This window comes from uncultured Amphritea sp. (assembly GCF_937127095.1).
GTDB lineage: Bacteria > Pseudomonadota > Gammaproteobacteria > Pseudomonadales > Balneatricaceae > Amphritea.
Genome location: NZ_CAKZLP010000078.1, coordinates 114874 through 137027 on the forward strand (window position 1 = coordinate 114874; position 22154 = coordinate 137027).

General features: G+C 50.8%; 15 protein-coding genes. All 15 read right to left on the bottom strand.

The window, feature by feature from the left end:
• Window positions 1-12 precede the first annotated feature (12 nt).
• The gene (locus Q0499_RS20825; protein ID WP_299203912.1) at window positions 13-474 is read right to left on the bottom strand and encodes a hypothetical protein; all 462 of its coding nucleotides are present in this window, start codon (window positions 472-474) and stop codon (window positions 13-15) included.
• A gap of 320 nt (window positions 475-794) precedes the next feature.
• Window positions 795-3278, bottom strand: a complete 2484-nt coding sequence (locus tag Q0499_RS20830; protein WP_299203915.1) for an Ig-like domain-containing protein — start codon at window positions 3276-3278, stop codon at window positions 795-797.
• 36 nt (window positions 3279-3314) lie between these two features.
• A complete protein-coding gene (locus tag Q0499_RS20835; protein ID WP_299203918.1) occupies window positions 3315-4679 on the bottom strand; it encodes a multicopper oxidase domain-containing protein in 1365 nt (454 codons plus the stop codon).
• A 25-nt stretch (window positions 4680-4704) separates the two neighbouring features.
• Window positions 4705-5997, bottom strand: coding sequence for a multicopper oxidase domain-containing protein (locus Q0499_RS20840; RefSeq protein WP_299203921.1), 1293 nt, complete (start codon window positions 5995-5997; stop codon window positions 4705-4707).
• Between the two features lie 58 nt (window positions 5998-6055).
• Complete coding sequence (locus tag Q0499_RS20845) at window positions 6056-11959, bottom strand: hypothetical protein (RefSeq protein WP_299203924.1); 5904 nt, start codon at window positions 11957-11959, stop codon at window positions 6056-6058.
• A gap of 289 nt (window positions 11960-12248) precedes the next feature.
• A complete protein-coding gene (locus Q0499_RS20850; RefSeq protein WP_299203927.1) occupies window positions 12249-13766 on the bottom strand; it encodes a c-type cytochrome in 1518 nt (505 codons plus the stop codon).
• A gap of 207 nt (window positions 13767-13973) precedes the next feature.
• Complete coding sequence (locus Q0499_RS20855) at window positions 13974-14720, bottom strand: SCO family protein (RefSeq protein ID WP_299203930.1); 747 nt, start codon at window positions 14718-14720, stop codon at window positions 13974-13976.
• Window positions 14677-15174 (bottom strand): response regulator, encoded by a 498-nt coding sequence (locus tag Q0499_RS20860; RefSeq protein ID WP_299203933.1) that lies wholly within the window; start codon window positions 15172-15174, stop codon window positions 14677-14679. Before Q0499_RS20860 ends, Q0499_RS20855 begins: the two co-directional genes overlap by 44 nt.
• Window positions 15175-15513: 339 nt before the next feature.
• Window positions 15514-17358 (bottom strand): ATP-binding protein, encoded by a 1845-nt coding sequence (locus Q0499_RS20865; protein WP_299203936.1) that lies wholly within the window; start codon window positions 17356-17358, stop codon window positions 15514-15516.
• On the bottom strand, window positions 17355-18773 hold the full coding sequence (locus Q0499_RS20870; protein ID WP_299203939.1) for a sigma-54 dependent transcriptional regulator: 1419 nt from the start codon (window positions 18771-18773) through the stop codon (window positions 17355-17357). The genes Q0499_RS20865 and Q0499_RS20870 overlap by 4 nt, the downstream gene beginning before the upstream one ends.
• Window positions 18774-18801: 28 nt before the next feature.
• Window positions 18802-19863: a HAMP domain-containing sensor histidine kinase gene (locus Q0499_RS20875; RefSeq protein WP_299203942.1), complete on the bottom strand. Its 1062-nt coding sequence runs from the start codon at window positions 19861-19863 to the stop codon at window positions 18802-18804.
• Window positions 19850-20740: a type II secretion system protein GspK gene (locus Q0499_RS20880; RefSeq protein ID WP_299203945.1), complete on the bottom strand. Its 891-nt coding sequence runs from the start codon at window positions 20738-20740 to the stop codon at window positions 19850-19852. Before Q0499_RS20880 ends, Q0499_RS20875 begins: the two co-directional genes overlap by 14 nt.
• Window positions 20730-21329, bottom strand: coding sequence for a prepilin-type N-terminal cleavage/methylation domain-containing protein (locus tag Q0499_RS20885; protein ID WP_299203948.1), 600 nt, complete (start codon window positions 21327-21329; stop codon window positions 20730-20732). The genes Q0499_RS20880 and Q0499_RS20885 overlap by 11 nt, the downstream gene beginning before the upstream one ends.
• Window positions 21326-21712 carry a type II secretion system protein gene (locus Q0499_RS20890; protein ID WP_299203951.1) on the bottom strand — a complete coding sequence of 129 codons (387 nt, stop codon included), beginning with the start codon at window positions 21710-21712 and terminating at the stop codon, window positions 21326-21328. The genes Q0499_RS20885 and Q0499_RS20890 overlap by 4 nt, the downstream gene beginning before the upstream one ends.
• Window positions 21699-22148 (bottom strand): prepilin-type N-terminal cleavage/methylation domain-containing protein, encoded by a 450-nt coding sequence (locus Q0499_RS20895; protein ID WP_299203954.1) that lies wholly within the window; start codon window positions 22146-22148, stop codon window positions 21699-21701. Before Q0499_RS20895 ends, Q0499_RS20890 begins: the two co-directional genes overlap by 14 nt.
• Window positions 22149-22154: the final 6 nt, after the last annotated feature.

The window sequence follows — 22154 nt, forward strand, 5'->3', positions numbered from 1 at the left end:
ACATCTCCGTTTTCAGCTAGTGCTGACCCTAAGGCCTGATATTTCAAGTTTACCTATCTGGATGCTCACCTCATCGCCGGGTTTGACGATACGGCCAGGGTTAGCAAAAAAGATAAAATAGTTAGTATCTGTTCTGGGGGCCCTGGATGATTGACGCAAAGGGCCAAGTTTAGGTGGAGCAGGAACCTGCAAGTGATTCCCTGTGCGGGTGACGATCAGTTGCGGTTTAACCGAGCGATCCAGAATGGGTTTCGCTTTAGCCGCATCAGTGACGGTATAACGGAAGTCGAGCATATAGCCTGCAGCAGACTGGCGCAGCGAGAGGATACGAATTCCCCACTGTTGTTCCAGATCGGTCTGGGCTTGTTCTGGCAAAAGCCCGGCAGCGGTCGCCGGATTAATCAGATGTATGGAGAAGCATACGATTAGCATTTTCAGCCAGGCTAATGGTTCTAACCGGAAAAGGCGGTTCATTATTTTTATCCCCCTAAAGTTCATCCCAGGCTGTCTCTGTTTTAATGACAGACGTCTTGATGAAATACATGCAGTTAGCAGGCCATATCGAGTATTTTTTAAATAAATTTATATAAAACAATGGGTTAATGATGTTGTTTTTTGGAGACGTCAGTGTCTTTGGGAGGGTGTTGATATAGCTCTCTCATTTGCGACACAGGAGAACTGGCTTTTTTGTTAAATGTGAGAAATCGGGGACTGGACGCTTACAAAAAAAGGGGAGCCGTGAGGCTCCCCTTTGGCAAACAGAAGTCCGATCCTGGACGCTGCTTGCTGGGGGGTTAGTTGGTTACGTTGACGCGCACTCTGACCGATTGAGATGGAAGTCCTCCAGTATCACTAATCTTGTACTTGAAGACATCTGTCCCGGTAAAGTTAAGAGCCGGAGTATAGGTAACCTCCCCGGTAGTTGGGTTAATAGCATCAATGGTTCCGCCCCTTTTTGGCTGAAGCGTAATTACGACTGAGGCGGGATCAATTGCGTCATTATCGTCCGTATCGTTGGCCAGTACATCAATTACCAATGTCGTGTTTTTCGGCGTAGATACCCGATCAACCACCGCAACGGGCGGTTGGTTATCCGGGGCTGCTGAGGTCAGCACATCGATGTTAACCGTGCCGGTTGCAGTACCACCCACACCATCAATGACGGTGTAAATTGCGCTATCACTGTCTGCCAGCGTATTCAGGCCAGTCGTTGCTCCAGGCGTATAGGTGAAGCTGCCATCCGCAGCGATGTCCAGTGTGCCGCCCAGTGTTGTGGTTATGGATTCCGGTTGAACAATCAGACTGTTCATATCCGGATCGATATCATTCGCCAGAACGCCCGGTGCGGTCACCACCAATGTGGCGGTCAAACGCTGATCCATTGCGTAGCTGTCAGTCGCAGGGACTGGTGCCTGGTTGTTGTATGGCATGCCATTACTCCAGCTCATTGCACTGACATCTGCACTACCAGGTAAACCATTGATAACCGCCGTCATATCCAGACGGGTTTCCAGCAGTCCTTGCGTGTTGTTAAGGCCAAAGCTACCGCTGTAAAGCAGTACATCTTCGTCTCTTACCGCTATACCTGCGACGCTTGTATTACCGACAATACTCATCAGCAGCTGGTTGGCGTCGGGGTGAGTCAGGGCATCAATGTTAGCGGCATTCTTAGTAAAGTCAGCAGTCAGATCACTACCATCAAACATAATCTCCCAGGTACGGCTTGCCTGGCTGAACCGGAGTACATCTTGTCGGGTCGCAGACAGAGCCGGTTGATTGCCACTGGCGGGTATAGATACATTGCCAAGTGTTGATACCTGTAGGTCGCCGTTCACATCAACACTCAGCGCATTGATATCCTCCGCATTGCTGGTGAGGCTCAGTTGAGTACCGGTATAGGCGATGCTGAAAGGATTGACTGCTGCTGCCGGGTCATACATGACCAGATCGGAATCATCAACAACGCCGGTGCCTCCAATACCTGGAACAAACGTTGGGGTATCAAATGAGATCAGCATCCGTCCATCAGCGAACACATGCAGGGCATCGATATTGGCCATCACCAGAGCATTATTAGCGCGGACCAGACCAAGGGACGCCCCATCCAGAACTTTTGTCCACTCGCCTGTTGCCGGGTTATAACTCACGATATCACGGTTTTCAATAGCACCCAGGCCTGGAACAACAGTGACGCCTCCAACGCCGGTAGTTCCGTTGATCCCTGCGAATAGTGAGAAGTAATACAGAGGATCGGTTCCGGCGGCGGTGCCTGATACGGAGAACTGGCTTACCAGACCGCCCCCGATTCCACCTGCGTTGGTGGTGTTCAGACGTCGGTCAAACAGCGATAAGGTTGCTTTACCGGCCGGATTGCTCGCGGATCCCAGTGTCACCAGTGCATCCTTAGTCTGACCGGGGGCCAGATTCACAGAATACTGACGTCGTGGGTATGGGTAGGGGAAGCCTGACTCTGCCACTACATCCATATAGCCTCCCAGTAAGACGGGGGCGTGGGTGTCCAGATCCATGTTGATCATGCGCATCAACGTGGTTGAACCGGCAGGGCCAGCGTCATCGGGGACATTGTCCGGACTATATGACTGACCGTTTACCAGAAAATACTTTGGTTTATAGTCGATAGTGCTGGTCATGGTTCCACCCACACCATACTGCCCATTATCGACGGTAGCATGTAAAACCGGATCAATGGCGCTGTAGATCAGAACCTTGTCCTGATCATAACCAATTCCGGGATAAGCTGTATTAGCTGCTTCAGGTTGAATCACTGCACCGTAAAGGCCCATTTGCACCTGAACCTGAACATGGGTTCCTGATTGATAGGCATAGGTGCCGGGTCTGATATTAGTCCAGGTATAGCTACCGGAACCGCCATTGGCGTTTATCGGCGTGACAAATGAACTGACCCGTGCTCTATTCTGTGCGTCGGTAAAGATTTCGGGTGTTCCACCAATTGTAGGTAAACCCAGCCCCGGCACCATCACGGATGTCGGTTTCGGTAGTGTGTTACGCAGGTTAATCGTCAGCTCGGTATCACCGGGTAAAACATTCAGTTGCGGGCCGGGCACGGTGGCAACACAGGGGCCACCGGTATCTGTACCGTAACCCCACATTGGAATTGCCAGCGAGGTTGTTCCGTCACTGGAGGGGACGTTGGTTATGGTTGTACCGGCACATAAGTTAAACGTTGCCGCTTGAATCGAACCGGATGTCAGCATCAGGGATCCGATTAGCAAAGCGGAGTGTCTCAGGATATTCATAATAAGACTCCTTTTCCTTCTTCTCTGATGCCAACCCTATGGGATTGGTACGCCAGTTGGTTCAATAATTAGCATGGTCATCATGCCGCCGGGGAAAATATCGTTATTGACCAGCTCTTTCTCAGTGTGGGAGTGCCACATAAAGAACAGGCCGCCGTTGAGATTAAGGCCCCCTTCGCCGGGAGGCAGGGATGCCATTGCGCCCAGGTAGGGGCTGCCGCTGTAAAAACCGCCATAAGTCAGGTCAAGGTTTTCTGGCAGGTCAACCGGAATGGGCACGTTGTGGAAGTTGCAATCTTCAAAGGTTACCGGATCGGTTGAATCACTGGCACTATCCAGACCATTACAGAGTGCACCGCTGCCGGTTGTATGGCCGTAGATATCCCAACCCATGTTTTTTCCGGTCCACTCAAAGAGTGCATCATAGGTGGCGCCGGGCAGAACCTGCTGTGTGTAATCACTAAATGCCAGGTCAGCCCCCACTGCGGTATTGCCAGGATCACTGCTCAGCAATGCGCCATCGCGGGCGATCTGCAGGAAGTGGTTACCATGGGTATGCAATGGGTGCATATCATGGCCAGCACCGATAATCCGCAATAACACTTTCTCACCCGGGTGCATCCGCGTCAGAGAACTGTATGGCTGATTAGGCATCCAGGGCACATCGTGATCAAACAGCGTATCCGGCCCGTTGCGACCGTTCATAAACCAGAGAACCGCATGAAAGTTGCTGGTATCGGGTGTCATACCAAAATCGACTGCCTGATGGATAGATGGGTCCATCTCGGTCAGAAAGTAGAGGTATTCATGGTCATAGTAGCTGTCGGCACTGTTGTAAGCCTGGGAGTCAGGATTGGTTGCAGGGCGCACAATGAGCGCGCCACTGAGTCCCATCTCGACCTGCAGATCCGGGTTGGAGCCGCTGTGGTAGAGGTACGTCCCCGGTTGACTGGCGGTGAAACTGTAGGTCACCGTTTCGCCCATACTGGCTTCCTCTGTCAGTACGACCCGGTTAGGATCGGCTGCAGCAGCGGCACCGGGCACCACCGTTGAGACCACGGCAGCAACATTTTTCTGTCCTGGAAAAACCATAGAAACCGGTTCGTTGATGCTGGTGTTGGTGAGGTTGATGGTTATCGCATCCCCTTCATTAACAATCAGAGTTGGCCCAGGATACTGGACCGGAGTTGAGGTGTTATCCAGGTCACCATAAGCCCAGATCAACAGGCTGTCCCCATCGGGCGTATTGATGCTTGCCGGAGCGACCTCCAGGTTAAAGGTTTTCTGATGGCCATCGGTGGTCGTACCGACGATGCCCTTAATCTCTGCCTGCGCTGTCCAGCTGACGGCTGTCAGCACTATAGCGCTGGTCAGAGCGGCAAAGCTGCGTAAAAATTTCATAGTAGTTCTCCTCGCCTGCTCAGACTCAGTTAACGTTGATTTCGGTCATCATGCCGCCAAAATCTTCGTCGCCATTGCTCAGGTAGTTCAGGTTACCGGTATAGAGGTAATACTTGCCGGGAGAGACATCTGCTGTATCCAGCAATACGTCAATCGCTTCACCGCCACCCAGAGTGACTGAGTTGGTTTTGTAATAGAGCTTTTTACCTGCAGAGCTGATGTGCTGTTTGGCACCCATCCCCACTACTTGCATCGGAATACCCAGGGTATTCAGGGAGTAGAAGCGTGTTACGTTGAGGTTGGAAAGCCGCAACAGTATTTTTTGCCCCTGGCTTGCTTCGATATAGGTTGATACTTTTTGCGTTTGGCGGTTTTGCTTGAACGGGATTCCCGGATCGAGATCATCATCAACTGAGGGCAGAGCACCCTGAAAAACAGTGTCCGGATAGCCCCGGCCATTCAGCATAGGGTAGTTATCCGCCATCTCAGCAAAAGGCAAAGGTTGTACTGACTCGCTGGCATCATGGAAGCGGGAATCGAAAGAACCGATCTGAATGGGCACTTCAACGTCATAGCCGGTAGAGCCGTCACCATCGTTATAAACAAATTTGTCGTACACCCGACCTGACCCGTCGGGGTCAGCATAGGGTGTTCCATCCTGTGCAGGATGAACATAGAGATTGCCCAGCATGCCCATCTGCATATGTTCAGTTGCTTCCACGTGGCAGTGATACATATAGGTGCCGGGTTCCTGAACATTGTAGTAATAGGTCAGGCTGGCACCCATGTTGATGGAGATAGCGGTATCTGGCAGTCCATCAAATATCGATGATGCATTAGGAAATCCGTGGAAGTGCACAGTGTGCGGGTCGAACAGGTCCGGGCGCATCACCATGCCGACGTTAGACAGGGTGAGATAGAAGGGTTGCCCCTCTTTCAGGTCGATACTGGGGGCAGGGAACTGCGCAGATAACACCCCTTCAGACATGACCTGGCTATCAGGTATGCCGCTCATATCGCCAAAGCCAAACATATACATCGGGCGGTCATCGGCCATTTTAATGTAACCATCACCGCCGGACAGGTGCATGCACTTTGTATTAGCATATTCACCCAGATTGGTGGTTCCATTTGTACCATCATCAATCTGGCCGTTGAGATTTTTATCCCCGGCTATTTCGGCATTATCGATCAGGCCGTTTCCGTCGATATCTCCGGGGCACTGAGTGTAAACGGTCGCGCTGGCAAGGCCCGCGTAGCTAATCATCGCACCGGCTATAGCGGTTTTGACCATCAGACTTATTGCTTTCTTATTCATGGTTTCGCTCCTCTAACTTGAGCTAGGCTGCGGCCGGATATACCGACCGCAGTGACTGTTATCGGATTTCCAGGGGGATGTGCTTGAGTACACGGTTGCCGATGCGAACACTGACCTCCGTAACCCCGGTTGGGTTCGGACCCTGCTCGACTGCGTAGATCCACCGGCCATTGGCGTTATCCAGTTTCCAGTCAGCGAAAGGAGTACCGGTGGCCGTACCGTTCATGTACAGACGTACACGGGTATCGGACGGGAAGGTTGTCCAGCCGTTGAAGCGCCAGCGAACGTTGCCGTTGTTGCGAACCCGGGCAAAGGCGCGCTGAACTGAGATATCCTTATTCAGGACAACTGTCGCAGTATTCGCCGCTGGATCATTCGATGCCTTGTACTGGAAGCTAAACTGGCCAACCGAACGACGGCCTGTTGGTGTGGTAAACATGAACTGATTGTTCCGAGGAACACCCCAGGTCAGAATGCCACCACCGGTTTCGCTGCCAATAACCGGAACCGCATCTCTCCAGCCTGTGGTATTAATATCATTACGCAGCAGGTTGTTGATGTTCAGGATATAACCCTGAAGGTTCCAGGCAGGTCCGGCTTTTACTACACGGCGGACATCATCCACTGCAATAGCCAGAGGCGTTGCGTTAGGGATAGTTCTGATACCCACAGGCAGCTCTTCTGCGCCGATCTCTGGGCCCGCATTGTAATAGCGTGGCGTGCCGTAGAAGTCAGCATCAAGTAGGCTACCGTTGCCTATCAATACATCAATCAATCCGTTGTCAATGGCGCCATTGGTTGGATCGTTAGCCAGACGGTAATTACCGCGCAGGGCTGGATCCAGCGATAATGGACCAAAGCGAACATCGATGAAGTTACCGCCCTCATCCAGAGCCGCCGCTATATTAATATTAGTGGTTTGCTCCTGTTGCATGATGGTCTGTCCCGGCTGACCATTTGCCAGTGGTGTGGCAAAGATCTGGTCGGAGTCTGCTGCCAGTTGATTACCTACAGCATATGCTCCATTTTCCAGCGTATCGGTCAGCAATGAGTTTTTCGGATGCAGACTCAGGTTGAGATCATCCACAACAGCGATATCACTGTATACCGGAAGCTCACCCGCTCCGATGTCAGGCACCAGACCAAAGGTCTGAGGTGCGTTGGCACCGTTGATAAACCAGTAGAAGCTGCGGTTACGCAGAATGATGTTATTAACCAGCTCAGGATCGCTATAGCTCTGCCCCGATGCACTGGCTAACTCAACGGTATGACGGTGAGAAGCAACACCCGCACCCGGTTGAGGTGTGGATTGGCTGAGACCGTTCAGCGCCGGATCGATGGTGGCAGCAACCGTTGCGGTGCTGTCATTATAGGCAATGGTGTTATGCACCATGCTCACTGCACTGGCATCGTGCATGGAAACACCGCCGCCATCACGTCCAGCGACGTTATTGACGATGATGTTGTCATACAGTTTGATGCTATGCCAGGCACTGCTGAGGACCGGGTTGGTTGTGACATCGGCGCCGTTAACAAAGTTCAGCTTCACGCCACCACCGCTACCGGCACCTGCCTGGTTACCCATGATCATATTGTCTTCAATCATGACGGAACCGGTTCCCGGAGTCAGGCCAACGTTACCTGTCGCATTCGCCAGGCCACCCTTACCACCGACAAAGATACCACCACCATGCACTTCCAGACCCTGAGTGAAAGACTGGTTGTACGCGATGGTGTTGTTGGCAATAAGACCATTGTTGCTCAGACCCAGATGGCCAATACCACCACCATCACCCTGGGTAAAGTTACCGCAGATCATGTTGTCGGTGATCTGGTAGTTATCACTACCAGAGTAAAGCGCCACGCCGCCGCCTGCACCACCGGAACTTCCGTTTTGGTTGATCTGGTTGTTGTGGATATTGATATTGTTGTTTTCGGCATCAACATGAACCAGATCACCATTGATCTCATTGGTCATGGTTGGATAACCGATTCGGATACCACCACCAAAGTTACCGGAGTTGGTATAAATATCGTTGTTACTGATCTCGAGGTTGTCGATATAGCCGCCGATGAAGATACCGCCGCCATCAGTCGCACCGGTGATACCTAAGCCATCTATACGGGACTTGGCCGTGGCATATTCACCCACGTTACCCACAACCAGAATCGCAGGACCCTCTTCAGTACCAAAGACGGGCACCTGGTCAATAATATTAAGGCCGCCCAGTGCCTGACCTGGAAGCAGGTCATAATCCCCGGCTATTGCCATGCTGTAAACCCGGTCACGCCAGAGTTGCAGTTTTGACGCCGGAGCGCGAACCGCATTAATGGTGGTAGATGCAGCACCGAAACCTTGCAGGCGAACCGGTTTATGCATAATGACCATCTCATGATAGTCACCAGGGGAAACCAGAATCAGATCGCCAGCATTGGCGTTATTGATAGCATCCTGAATAGGTGTATCGGTAAGGTTGTTGGATGGATAAACCGTAGCGACAGTTTCTCCAGGAGCCAGAATGTTGAGGGTAACAGAGTTAACCGACTTTTCACCGTTGAATGTAGTGACTTCCAGCTGACCGGAAGAGAGACCAGCGGGCACAGCAAAGGTGATTGTGTCGTTACTCCAGGTTGAAACGGCAACCGCTGTACCACCTACGGTAACGGTGCCGGTTGAAGCTCCGAAACTGTAATCACGGGTAACCGTTTTCGTGGTAGTCGCCGTACCATCGTACTGCGGGTTAGGGATTTCAACAGCAGACCCCTGAGATGTAATGGTAACGATATCACCGGGTGCAGCAGCCGGACCTCCGGTGACACTGCTTTCTACGGTGTAGATGCCGGGAGTGCTGGTTGGCAGTTCACAATCCAGAGGGAACTGGTTAGGGCCAGCGAAAGCCGAAACAGGCACTACCGGGGTATCCAGATAGGTTGTAGAGCCAGGCATATACTGGAAGGTATAACAGAACTGGCTGTATTGCGGGTTGTGGTAAGGATCCCTTTCCAGTTTGCCGGTAACGGGGTTCAGGATAGGGCTGGCATCGTTCATACATGCAGTCACCATGTTGGGTGACACACCGGTTGGCATCGGCAGGTTTACAGAATAGGTAGAAGGTAATAGTGCGTTAAAGTGCCCCCACTCATCAGAATAAGTACGCACAATCTCACGGCCAGTCCAGTCTTTGAATGATACTGGCAGCCATGGTGGCGCGTACTTCTCGCCAAAGTTGGGAGAATTAGGATCGAACTCGTTGGCTGTATCATCCAGAATGCCCCCCACGACGTGCGCAGCGATCGGCACATCAGTGAACATAAAGAAGTCCGCTGCAGCATTTTTACCACTGCTCAGTGCAACCAGCTTACGGTCACACAAGGGGCGATACTGTCCGGCAAAGGGTGCCGGATCCTGACTACCAACCTGATAGCTTAAATAGGGTGATACCTGATGATTGTCACCAACGCACAGTGGCGGTGCCAGCAGAGGTGATGGCGTGTAAGTATCACCGTAGTCGACGTTACGGTCTTCCTCCTTGACCAGCTCGTAACCCGGAGGCAGCTCAGACTCTACGATATAACGTCCAGGAGACAGGTCATTAAAAGCGTAACCGCCGTCAAATACACCGTCGGTGATCTGATTATAATTACGCAGACCATCATAGCAGTCGGTAGTGTGTGCGCCCGCATTACCGAGTTCAGGATGTGCAGTGAAGTCTACCCCCTGGCAATTAGTAGGATTGGAGTCATCCCAGCTATCTGACCAGGTTACCTGAATCGCGTCTCCAAGGTCGAAGGTGCCATCGCTGTTGCGGTCGGTATCTTCCGGTCCGGGGAAGTTGTTAAGTGGATAGCGATCTACGTCGGGGCGAACATGTTGCGAAATACCGAGAGGGTTAACAGCAACGTCCCCCCCTGCAGCGCTGTCGATAACACCATTTCCGGTTGAATCACGATAGAGGTTAAATTGTACCCTTGGAATACCGGGTTCCCATTCCTCTCCAACAGCATATCGAGGGTCATTCTCTGCACGGGTAATCGCATACAGCGCCATGCCGGATATGCCACCGTTTTCACCGGTTGCAGTGTTGTATAAAGCTTTACCAAACTCGAGACGGTTGGTTTGGCCAAGGAATCCCTGCATACCGAGTGTCAGGACCTGGCCCTGTTTAGTTGTAGAGAGGTTGTTGCCGGTATTCGGGTTGATGGCTGGAGAACCTGCTACGAGGTTTTCGTTTCCGGGGATAGTGATATCACAGGCCGGATCACCTGCTTCGACAGCATTATCAATGCGCGCCTGAGTACAGAACTGCGGCTGCGGATTAAGCACATCAAAGGTAGGGTCATCCCAGCCTGCGTCGGCACGAACTTCGCCACCATCATCTACTACGTAGGTGACACCGGTCGCTTTCAACGTTCCGAAATCAACCTCTGCAACCAACCAGTGGAAGAATGGGAAGACTTCATCAAACGGTGCTTCACCTTCGGTATCAATGGCGAAGGACTGATAGATTGTACCGTTGCGGAAACGCAGATTTACCGCTGACTTGTCTGCCCCCAGCGATGGTTCATTGGCATCCCTGAAGCCGTTCTGGTTAGTATCGAAGAAGACACTGGAGCTGAGCTTAGCGAACCAGTTAAATACGGGGATATCCGCCAGATCAATCACCGCATTGGCGGTATTTGGTACTGTGATATTTTTACTGGCGATGACAATGTCCAGGTTGTTATCCCAAACCGCCAGGATGTAGTCACCAGGGGGGACATTAGAGAAGCTGAAGTTGCTGTCGGCATCGCATGGTTGTGTCTCGATTGCAGGAAGGGCGCCGGGGCGGTTCAGTGCTACCCAGCATCCCGGAATCGGATCACCATTGAAGAATGCCAGCTCTGGCGGTCTGGACATATGGTTATTCAGCACCTGACCCAGAATGGTGGCACTGCCATTGTTAGCATTTTTGAAAACGGTATTTTCATACTGCTTTGTAAAGCCGACAAAGGCATGGAAACCGGGTGGTCCGAACTCGACAAAGTAAGAAGGTTCATTAGCCGCAGGCCAGACATCAATAACATTAGTGCCTTCAATCGTAGAGGTCTGCACCCAACCCTGGCCGGTTGGCGGGGTAATAACAACGCCATACTTTGCCGGAGGCAGGTTTTTAACCAGCACTCTTCCGTCAGGGCCGGGATGAATTATGCCGTCACCCGACACAGTAACCACTGGAACACCATCAACCAGTACCGCATTGCCTTGAGCATCATACTCGTACTCGGTACCCAGAGGGTTACCAAAGGCATCCTGCGATACCGGGCCACCGGTTGCACCGTAACGGCCACCGGCTTCTTCAACCAGTACTCTGAACTGAGTTGGATCGAATGAGCCTGGAAGGCAATCGGTTGCGTTAGGTCCAAGGTTAGCCCGGGCGGAGTTGCAACTGAGAGATGGATCTTCTTCCGGGAAATCGGGAGCTCCGTTCAGCGGACTGAAATCCTCAAAAACGAAAACAGAGAACTGAGCAGTGGGGATCGGTAGTGGATTAACGACTACCTGAACCGAGGTTGCACCTTCAGTGATTTCGGCACCGCCAATGGTATAACCGTTATGTGGCGTTACACTGATAAAGTAACGCTGAGTGTCGTCCAGGTTCTCCTGGGAAGCCGTATCGTTGCTTGATTCACCTTTTGAGAATACAGGCGAATGGCTGCTATGAAACCCTGTTGCAAGTGTTTTACCGACAGGAACCCCGGGTTTTATATTCCAGGTGCTATCTTCTTCAATTAGCCAGCGGAAACCATCCACAGGCAAAAAATTATCAGGATTAGCAGGGTCAGGCGTTACCACGTTAATGTTAACAGTCTGAGCTTGCACCGGTGAAATGGCGAGAAAGCTGGCGAAAAGCAGAGAGCAGCCTATAGCTGTCTTGTGTGCTCCATCACCGCGTTGTCGCATTAACTTTTTGAAACAAGACATGGCGTCTAACCCCCTCTTGTCGTTCTCTTTTATGATTCGTCATAAGGTCGGCAATCAAACTTATTTGTCCCGATACTGCGACGTGAAATTGGATTGTCTTGTGTGACAACAACGCAAGAAGTGCACCATGTCTTTGATTTTGTTTTGTAAGTCATTTAAAAACAGATGGTTAGAGTTGTTTTTATCTTGAGCTGTTATGGTGTTGTTGTTGGGTGACAGTTGGCTTCTCTCATTTGAGACAGGCATAAGAGGGAGATATTATTAGTTTTGCAAAAATCTCAAGAGGAGATCATAGCTCAGGAACAGCCCAGTATTGACCGGCTTGTTCAGGCGATGAGTTGATTAGACTGAGAGGGATCAGATAACTACCTTTGGATGCAAAACGCTGCCCGGGTGCCAGACTCAGTCGACGATAGACAGAGGTTTCCGGGCTGTTCTCCAGCATATGTTCAATACGTTCAATCAGGTAATCCTGAGAGAAGTTACTGCGGATATGCATCATCGATTCTGTCAGCACGCTGAGCGCCAGATAGGTATTGGATTGCAGCTTCTCATAGGGGGTTGCAATGCCCCGGGCATACAGCCAGGTTTTGCTGCGTATCCGCTGGCCTGTGCTGTCAGGCAGGCTGTAAGGGTGAATCAGCCAGCTTTGCTTCTGTATCCGCTCAGGTATTCGATCAAAGCGCCGATTCAACAGGGTTGAAGAGAGCATGACGGTTGCGTTTGAGGGGTTAAAATCGCCGGGTAATTGCTGCAGTTCAGAATCACTTAGCCACAGAATAAATAGTGTATTAGCGCTATTCTCAGAAGTGTGAGACGGGCTGTTAAGAAACGCTGATAGCGGTATTGTTTTCGAAGCAGGTTGATTGGGCAGTGAGGCAACTCTGTTTTCCAGATCGCTTGCAGCAACCTCTGAGCGAATATCTTCGCCTGTCACCTGAATAACCCTGTTGTAGCGGGCATTTTTCTTCAGGCAGTAGATGACTCTGCGGGCTTCCAGACTCATGCCGGCAGAAAAATAGAGACTGTAGTGACCTGGGTTATCAGGCGGCAGGTCGGTATCGGGAAACAGGCAGGGCAGCGCCTGGGCTTCACAAAATGTACTGACCGGCTCCCAGCTCTTGTGGCTGGTGCCTCCAACAACCGCAAAGACCGGATTGGCGTCATAATATTGCTGGAGCTGCTGAAACCAGGTTGAAGGGGCGCCTGTTAATTCCCAGACATTCAGCTCCCAGTGGCGGTAGTTATCGTACTGCCAGTCTTTATGCCAGGGTGAGTATTTTACGCGTCTGACCTCATGGCGGGTTTGGGCGTTTTTCTCTTTAAAAAACTGATTTAGAGTGCTTATCAGCGCTTGCTTTTCTGCTGCGGAGATATCATCTGTGACAATCGTGGCAAGCTGAAGGTTGTTCGCACTGACGCCGGGAGGGTCAGAATAGTCCAGCGTGTTCAGATAACTAATCAGGGCATCGGTCTGGGATTGGTTCAACTGATAACGGGGCATGATTTTACTCAGTGGCTTGCCCGTGGCTCCGATCCCCTGGGTGATTGCAATCCTCAGGGTGTCTCGGTTATAGGCAGGGCGGGTATAAAAGCCCTCAGTGCGTTCAGCGTAGAGTTCTCGCTGTTTAACCTCAATGGGCGCAAACAGAGTGGCGCCGGTGATATCGGGAACCTGGTAGCCGCCTTCGCTGGTACCCAGGCCGCTATGTCGGTGACAGTTAGCGCAGGCAAACAACTCTCCTGGTAACGATTGCCCCTGACTGATAGCTGTTATAGAAGTCCCCTTCAGTGGGCGGCCAGTCATGAATATAGAACGGCCTTCTGACGGAAGATTTCTTGAAAATAGCTTAGCTGACCGTATTTCGCCTTTTTCTGTTGTCGGTCTCTCAGCCCCCTGCCCAGGGAAGGACAGACTGAGGAGCATTATAATCAGCACTGCGTTCAGGCGTGCTTTCATCAACGCCCCGGGCTTTACTACAGACATAAGCTTTATCTGAGCCATAAGTCTTTATCAGTGGCCCATCTTCATATGATGGTATTCGCTGATAAGCTGGTCGCTGCTGGGGAATCCATCGAGTCTGGTCCAGGATTTATCCGAGCTGGCACGCAGGTATGTGACGGGCTCATGGTTCATCTTGCTGCCGCGATAAATATCAAACGCTTTTTGCAGAGTAATACTGTCTTCAACCGAGCCGGTGATAAAGATCCAGTTTTCACGTGCCTCGAATTTTTTCGCGTAGCGCTGCAGCGCCTCCGGCGTATCTGCTTCCGGATCGATTGAGATTGAGATCATAGTGAGATCTTTGGCTTCAGCCAGTTCGCGGTTTACTATCGAGAAGGTTGAGCTCAGAACCGGGCAGATCGTCGGGCAGGTGGTGAAGATAAAGTTCACCATCATCGGTTTGTCGCTGTTCAGTAGTTTATCAATATCAATAGGTTTTCCATTCTGGTTCAGCATCGTTACGGCGGATGCTTTGTAGTCATGACGACTGCGCTCTACTTTGTCTTTAGCGGAAACGTCAGTCATCATCATTTTATGCTGAGCATGTGGATCTTTGCCCTCAGTGGTCATAATGTGACCCTCATGGGCATTATGATTCATATTATTGTCCATCTTCATCTCCGCCATCATCCTGTGCATCTGATGGGTATCTTCATGAGCCTGAAGTGATGAAGTGAACAGGGTTGCTAATGCTACGATTGTCAGCCCTGCTTTAACTGGTTTTGTGAATTGTGATCTTGTGTATTTCCTGTTCATGGCCATACTCCCCCGTTGTGTGCCAGTGTGCTGCCAGCGATGAAAATGCCAGCTCCTCTCTCAGGTAATCATTTTCCATGCTCAGACGCTGGAGTCTGAGCAGTTGTGAAACAGTGATAAGCACTTCTTCCTGGCACAGAGGCTCAATCAGAACGTCGCTTATCTGTTGCATGGATCCGGGGTTGGCTCCTCCAGAGCTGGCGGTGGCTGATAAAATTCCAATCAGCTTTGCCATTGGTGCTCTTGCTTGCAGTTTATTGATCAGTCTTTGCGCAGACATATGGGGTTGTTTAACAGAAAATATTATCAGTTGAGGCTGCTTCCGAAGCAAAATCTTCATCGCTGAGTGGCAATCTCTGGCAAAAGACAAGCGGTTGCCGGTAGGCCTGAGCCAGGTAAATAATTTCTGCTGGTTAGAGGGTGAGTCATCAATAATCAAAATCGTTGATGTCATATCACTGTCCCGCCATAGATCTGTCTGTGTTACTGATCATCCCCCCGAATGATTTACAGTCGTATCGGAACTCCGTTTCGACACCCCTGAGAAAGTTCTTAGTCAGGCATTGAGGCCATGACAATAAGCTATTTACACTGTTTTTGAGTTCTTATTAAATCCTGTCAGTTGATGTTCACCTGGACAGGGTTAACACCTTCTCCTTGTAAGCGTAAATGCTTACAGCAATACTCATTCCTTAAAATTCAACTACCTGTTTTTAATGTGATTTTGTTATTAGAATGTAGGATTATCTCCTCTGTTTATCGCAGCTCTGACGTTAAATATCACGCTTGATTATCACTTTTGAGAAGTAAATTGACTGGTTGATTTTGCTTGTTCAAGCGCGGTGCGAATGTCGGCCAGTGGTAGCGGCTTGGTCATCACGTTACGTACACCCACTGCCTGTAGTCGGGTAATCAGGTCATGTTTCTGGCCACGTTTATCATTCGCCTGACCGGTCAGTGCGATAATGGTTGTCCGGGCATAACGTTTCAGAATCTCCTGGCACAGGCTTACACCATCCATATCGCTGATGCGGACCTCTGTGAGAACGATGTCTGGTTGCCAGCTGGCAACTCTGGCCAGCCCTTCGCTGGCAGTCTCAGTCAGTTCAACAACAAACTCATACTGTTCCAGGTAGGTTTTCAGGTTGGTTGCGAAAGTGTGCTCATCATCAATTACCAGTATTTTGGCGCGTTGGCTTGATACTGTTGGCAGGATAACGGACACCGTCGTGCCTTCCCCCTCCTGGCTGATCAGATCAATGTGACCGCTGTGGTGCATGGCAATGCGTTGCGCCATCATGAGTCCCAGGCCCAGTGCATGCTTTTTATTACTGCTAAAAGGGCGAAACACATTTTTGATCTGCTCCTGGGAAATTCCAATGCCGTTATCGGCAATATCCAGCCGTAGGTGGTGCTTGTCATGGTTCTGCTGGCGAACAGTGATAATGCCACCGTCAGGCATCGCTTCGAGGCAGTTATCAAGAATGATACCCAGCAGCTGGCGCAACAGGGCCGGATCTCCGCTAACAGGTGCGTAAGTTTCAAATGGCAGTAATTCAATAACAATGCTCTGGCGATTGGCCTGCTCACTGATTAGTTGCAGGCTCTCCTCAACCAGCCGATCAAAAACAACCACCTGATTATCAAATCGGGATTCGCTTTCGGTGAACTGGATGAATTCACCGATCCACTCCTGAAGCCTGTCCACGGACAGGATGATATTCTCTGACATCTTTTCCGCGCTAGTGGGGGAGAGCAGTGCCAGCTCAGCACTGGAACGAATCGATGCCAGCGGGTTGCGGATACCGTGCGCCATCGCTGATGTCATCTCTCCAATGGTGTCCAGGGCTTCAGACTCAACAATCGCCTGGCGTTGACGTTTCATTGTCTTGCTGGCTTTGCGCACGATAGAAAACAGCACAATGAACAGAATGCTTCCGGCGATCAGTGCACCAGACCAGATGAATAGTTTAATTTCATACAGGCTGTGAAATAGTTCGTCTGGGGTTTTGTATAGCTCCACGACTGCGACAACCTTACTCTGATCTGAATTGAACAGGGGGATGTAGATCTCAATGACCTGATCAAGAGAGTTGGCAAAGTAGGCAAGATCCGTTTTATCGTTTGCATCGTTCAGCTCGTTAATATCTTCCTGTTTGAAGATCAGGTCACCATTAAATGCCCGGGCAAGTTCAGGGTTATCGGTAAATGACAAACCAATCAGGTTAGGATCGGTCGCCCAGACGACGTCCATATCCGGGGAGTAAATCTTAACCAGCGGCGTGTTGGGTAGTCGACCGATACGTTGCAAATAGCCAGCCAGCCAGCGTTTATTATTGAGAAAGTCCTCCTGATAGGGGCGGTCAGGCAGTCGTTCTGTTCCGACAGCACTTTGAATGTACTGCTGGGTCACCCTGGCTTCTTCATGCAGCATGCGCTTAGTCACAATGTTGGTCAGGATCAAAGCACCGACCAGGCTTATCAGGGTGATGGTAATAAAGCTGAGCAGGGTAAAAGTGCGCAGCAGATCCGATTCACGATCAGGGATCAGACGGTTGTTCTGTGAGCTACTTGAAACCTGTTGTGATGGCAGGTTGCTCTCCGGATGATCCTGTTCAGTTATCAGCGGCTTATTCATTCGTCATTTTCCGCTGCAAGGGGACCGATAACGCCTTTCGATGAGCGGGCAACGTAGCCTTTTAATCCTAGTTTATCCAGTTGCCGATACAGGGTGGCGGTTGACAGACCGAGTAAGCGGGCGGCAGATTCGCGACAACCTTCAGTGCTTTCAAGCGCAGCGACAATATGTTGCTGTTTAAATTTTTCTACGGCGGTACTCAGTTCGGAGAGGGCGCCGCTTTCATCTAACTGCAGGTTCGCCAGATCTCCCGCCTGTAGGGCAAGATCTCTGACCCGGATAGTGTTGTCATCACAGAGTACTGCCGCGCGCTCAAGAATATTTTTCAGCTCACGGACATTCCCTTTCAGTGGTTGGTTCATCAGGTGATGAATAACATCGTTATCGATATCCATGATCGGGCGTTTCAGTTCAACTTTTAACCGTGTCAGAATCAGTGTCACCAGTGCAGGTATATCTTCCATCCGTTCCCGCAATGGCGGAGTTTTAAGGTTAACGACATTGAGTCGATACCAGAGGTCTTCACGGAACTCACCATCAGCTACCATTTTGTCCAGGTCTCTGTGGGTTGCACAGATAATCCGGGTATCAACCGGAACCGAAGTGTCACTGCCGACTGGATAAACCTGGCTGTCTTCTAAAACCCGTAACAGTTTGCTTTGAATCTGCAGCGGCATTTCGCCAATTTCATCGAGAAACAGCGTGCCGCCTGAAGCCATACGAAAAGCCCCTTCCCGGGTCTGATTAGCACCGGTAAACGAGCCTTTGATATGACCGAATAGATAGCTTTCGACCAGGCCTTCGGGAATGGCAGCAACGTTAACCGGAACGAACAGACCGTCAGCGTTTAGTGATTTGGCATGTATTGACTGAGCGACCAACTCTTTACCCGTGCCACTTTCACCCTGAATCAGTACGTTAGTATTGGAGATTGCTACTTTGTTGATCAGGCGTCGCAGTTCACAGATTTGGAGGCTGCTGCCTGCCAGCATCTCAATATTTTCAGAGTCCTGGTGCAGCCGGTTACGCAGGTTGGCATTTTCATTCAATAGTTGTTTGTATTGCAGCGCGTTCTCTACTTTGTGCTCAATCTCTTGCAGGGGAAAGGGCTTGATAATGTAGTCATGTGCACCGCTGTGAAATACGTCAAGTGCCGTTTCAAGTGAGCTGTAAGCGGTCATGACCAGAATGATACTGGAGGGTGCTACCTCTTTGATGTGTTCAATCAACTCCGTGCCGTTGCAATCGGGCAGGCGCATATCGCTGAGTACGACATCAAACAAGTGCTCAGTGAGTAATACTTTGGCGGTTGCTTTCGAATTAGCTGAATGTACCTGATAGCCTTTGCTACTCAGAAACTGGTTCAGGTTTTCATTGAGCACCGGCTCGTCTTCGATAATCAGAATGTCACTCATTGCAAACTCCCTTGGCCTATGTACAGATCTATTCTTCAGAATCTCTTGCCCTGCAGCAGTGTGCGGGGAAGCTCAGCAATACCTGTGTGCCACCATCGCGGGCTCTGGATATGTTAATTGTGCCCTGATAGCTCTCTACAATCTGGCGTGTGATCATCAATCCTACGCCCATTCCCCGGTTGTATAGATCGTTTTGAGTCAGCGTTTCAGGGCTTAAATTGCGGCCACTATTGGTAAAGCGCAGGCTGATTCCTCCGCTATCGGTCGGTGTTACGCTAACATCGATTCGACCCCCTTCTCCCGCCGCTTTAATGGCGTTATCACTGATGTTATCCAGCAGTAGTAAAAGGTGCTTCTCACTGATATCCAGCAGGGGAGTGCCAGGCTCGACTGAATGATCGATTTCAATCTCCCTGCCCTGGGGACAAAACTTCAGTAGATTCAGTGTGCTGGGGATAAATTTACTCAGGTCGATACTACGGTCATCAAGGGGCGAACTGTCTTTCATGATGCCGGATAGTTCACGCAGTATGATTCTTATTCTGCTGATCAGGTCGAGACAGGTACGCAGATCTTTATCGGGTTGTTCCTGCCTACTCTGCATCATTTCCAGTTGGCTGTAGAGGGAGCTGACTGGATTACTTAGCTCGTGGGTAATACCTGCAGCGGTCATTCCCAGCCGGTAAAGTTTCTCAGGGACATCTCTGAGGGTCTGGTGATTCAGTGACTCGGTTGGCTCTTTGATAATAATTACTGCGCCCCGGTCAGGGTGACTGACAGGGTAGATATCAACCTGGACATCGGCATTGTTTTGTTTCAGAAAGATAACCCGTCCTTCCGAGCGTGTCATCTGCTCTAATGCCCAACGAACACTGCTGGTAATGGTACGGCGCTCGTCCGCTTTACTGCTGATACTGTCTATATCACTGAGATTCCGGCCAATATTGCAGAGTTTTAAGCCCGTTGCATTGGCGTCAATGATATTCAGGTCGGAGTCAACCATCAGCATCGCATCGTGGCTCTTCTGGAATAGCAGATCCCAACCCGACAGAGCTCTGTCACCGGATCTACTGTGATCATTCGGTAGCATGACTACCTCCCTGTTCTGGCAGAAGACTTACTGCCATTTCTGTTAATCCGGGAACTGTGTAATCCCATGCAAGTATGTGAAAAGGTTCTCTTATGTTGCCGGGTTGAAGTGCAATAGTGGAGGACAGCTGCATGCCACTGAAACCCGGCTTTTCGACCTGTGAGGATATCTCCAGAAGACGGCTGCTGGCGGCATTAAAAAAGCGGCGGGTCTGATTCGTCGTTATCCCCATCGCCTCTAAAAGCTCGGGTCGGGCGGCGGCCATATCGATGCTATTCTGTCCGGAGTAGATCGTTACCAATGGCTGTAATTTAAGATAGAGTGCGGTGGTCATACCCATCACCCGCTGTAGCTCAGCAACACTTTTGAACGGCTGATTGGTGGGCAGAAAAGGATGGTCGGCCTGCAGATAATCGCGCCGTTCAGCGCCATTAAGCCGGACCAGTTCATCGCCATCACGCCAGTCAAGAATGCGGTCAGTTATGGTGTCAGCCCACTGGGGATCATCGACTAAACCCTGCATTATCTTGCGCAGTAGCGGGTCAGATATCTGGTTAATATCGGCTTTACCCGCTTCACTATAGATAGTGCTATAAAGCTTGAAGCCCTCGTAAGTAGGGGGTTCCTCTTCTGTGTTTTCTGAGCCAGGCTGAAGCTGATGACTTAGCAGGTTGTAGAGGGTCAGGTGAACAGCTGCCTCCGCCGCATAGCGTGCCTGAGCCTGATATAACCACTGCCGTGTTGTATCCGTACTGTAACGCTGGCTGGCAACCAGACTCCCTGCGAGCAGCGAGAGAATAATGACCACCCAGAGCACACTTAGCAGGGCAACACCGTGCTGTTTTTTCGGAACGTTACGGTGAAACTCAGAGCGCATGGCGGTGCCTCCTCGACTCTACAGTCAGTGGCAGCCAGTCGGGCTGTTCTGTATCAGGCTGATAGATACGAATTAACTGGGGTAGTCTGTCTCTGTAAGGCCAGCGCTCTAACCAGTTTATATCGTTGCCGACGGAATCACTGTATTCAACCTGCAGGGGACTGGTGGTTGCCAGTGTCAGGTGTTGTTGCAGGTCGGGAGTGTCTGTTCCATAGGGTGTTATCTGAATATCGAGCTCGGCGGGTTCGGTTTTAAGTGTCACGGTGTAACTGTATAAACCCGCATCTCCTTGCAGGGGGGAAAGCGTTGAGACAAACGCAATGCTGTCTTCACGGCCGTCAAACTCGATTGGGCTGTTACGCTGCTGATCATTAGTGATTAACAGGCAGTTTTGTAATTGTTGACGCAGATGCTGTCGCAGCAGGTATTGCTGCTGTTCGCTATCAGTATGAACAGAGATGGTGTGCCAGCTACGAATACCCTGGTAGAAGCTGCCGTACACAACCGCTAGCAGGATGGTGGTGATCACCATCGCCACCAGCATCTCCAGTAGTGTGAAACCGGATGATTGGTATCTCTGCCGGTTCATGAGCGTGCCCCCAACCGCAGGGTTTTTAATACCACCGGATAGTCACTCCGTTCGCCCCAGCTGACCTGAACTTCAATCTGATACAGGATAAAAGGGTAACGCACTGTTTGCTCAGCGCCGGTCTCCCAGGGTGTGATGCTGGCACGCCAGCGGTATCGGGACTCATGGCCTTCCAGATCATTGCTACGTAACGGATCGCTGGCCAGTTGTTCCAGGGTGCTTTCAGCAACCTGAACAGCGTTGCGGTAGTCTGAATTGATCGCCGCACTTTTAGCGGCACCGGAGAACAGGTTGAGAATCACACCCAGGGTCAGTGCGGCGATCACCATTGCCACCAGTACTTCAAGCAGGGAAAAACCACGCTGCAACTCAGAGGGTTTCATGGCTCACCCCTCCTGTTAACCAGTTAATACTGAACTCTGTCTTTTTATCCTGCCGGGTTAGTTGAAGGATGGCGCCGTTGCTACCCGCGTCAGGTATAAACAGTAGATAACCGGTTTCCAGAGGCTGGTGATCTGAGTTAACAAACATTAACTCGCTATCTTCTGGCCAGCTGAACAGTATTTCGCCCGTAGCATTGACCAGACTACGGTCGGTGGTTGATAGTTCCAGTCTGACTAGCTGGCCTGTTGCACTGGCTGTGTTACGTGCCTGGTTCAGCGTGGTGGTCAGATCATGCACCTGTTTCTGAAACTGTGCGCCGGAGAAAGCCGACCCGAAACGGGGGACAACCAGCGCGAGCAACATCCCTGCGATGGCCATAACGACCAGCAGTTCCAGCAGGGTAAAGCCGGTTTGTTGCTGTGAATGTGGTTGCACTATAAT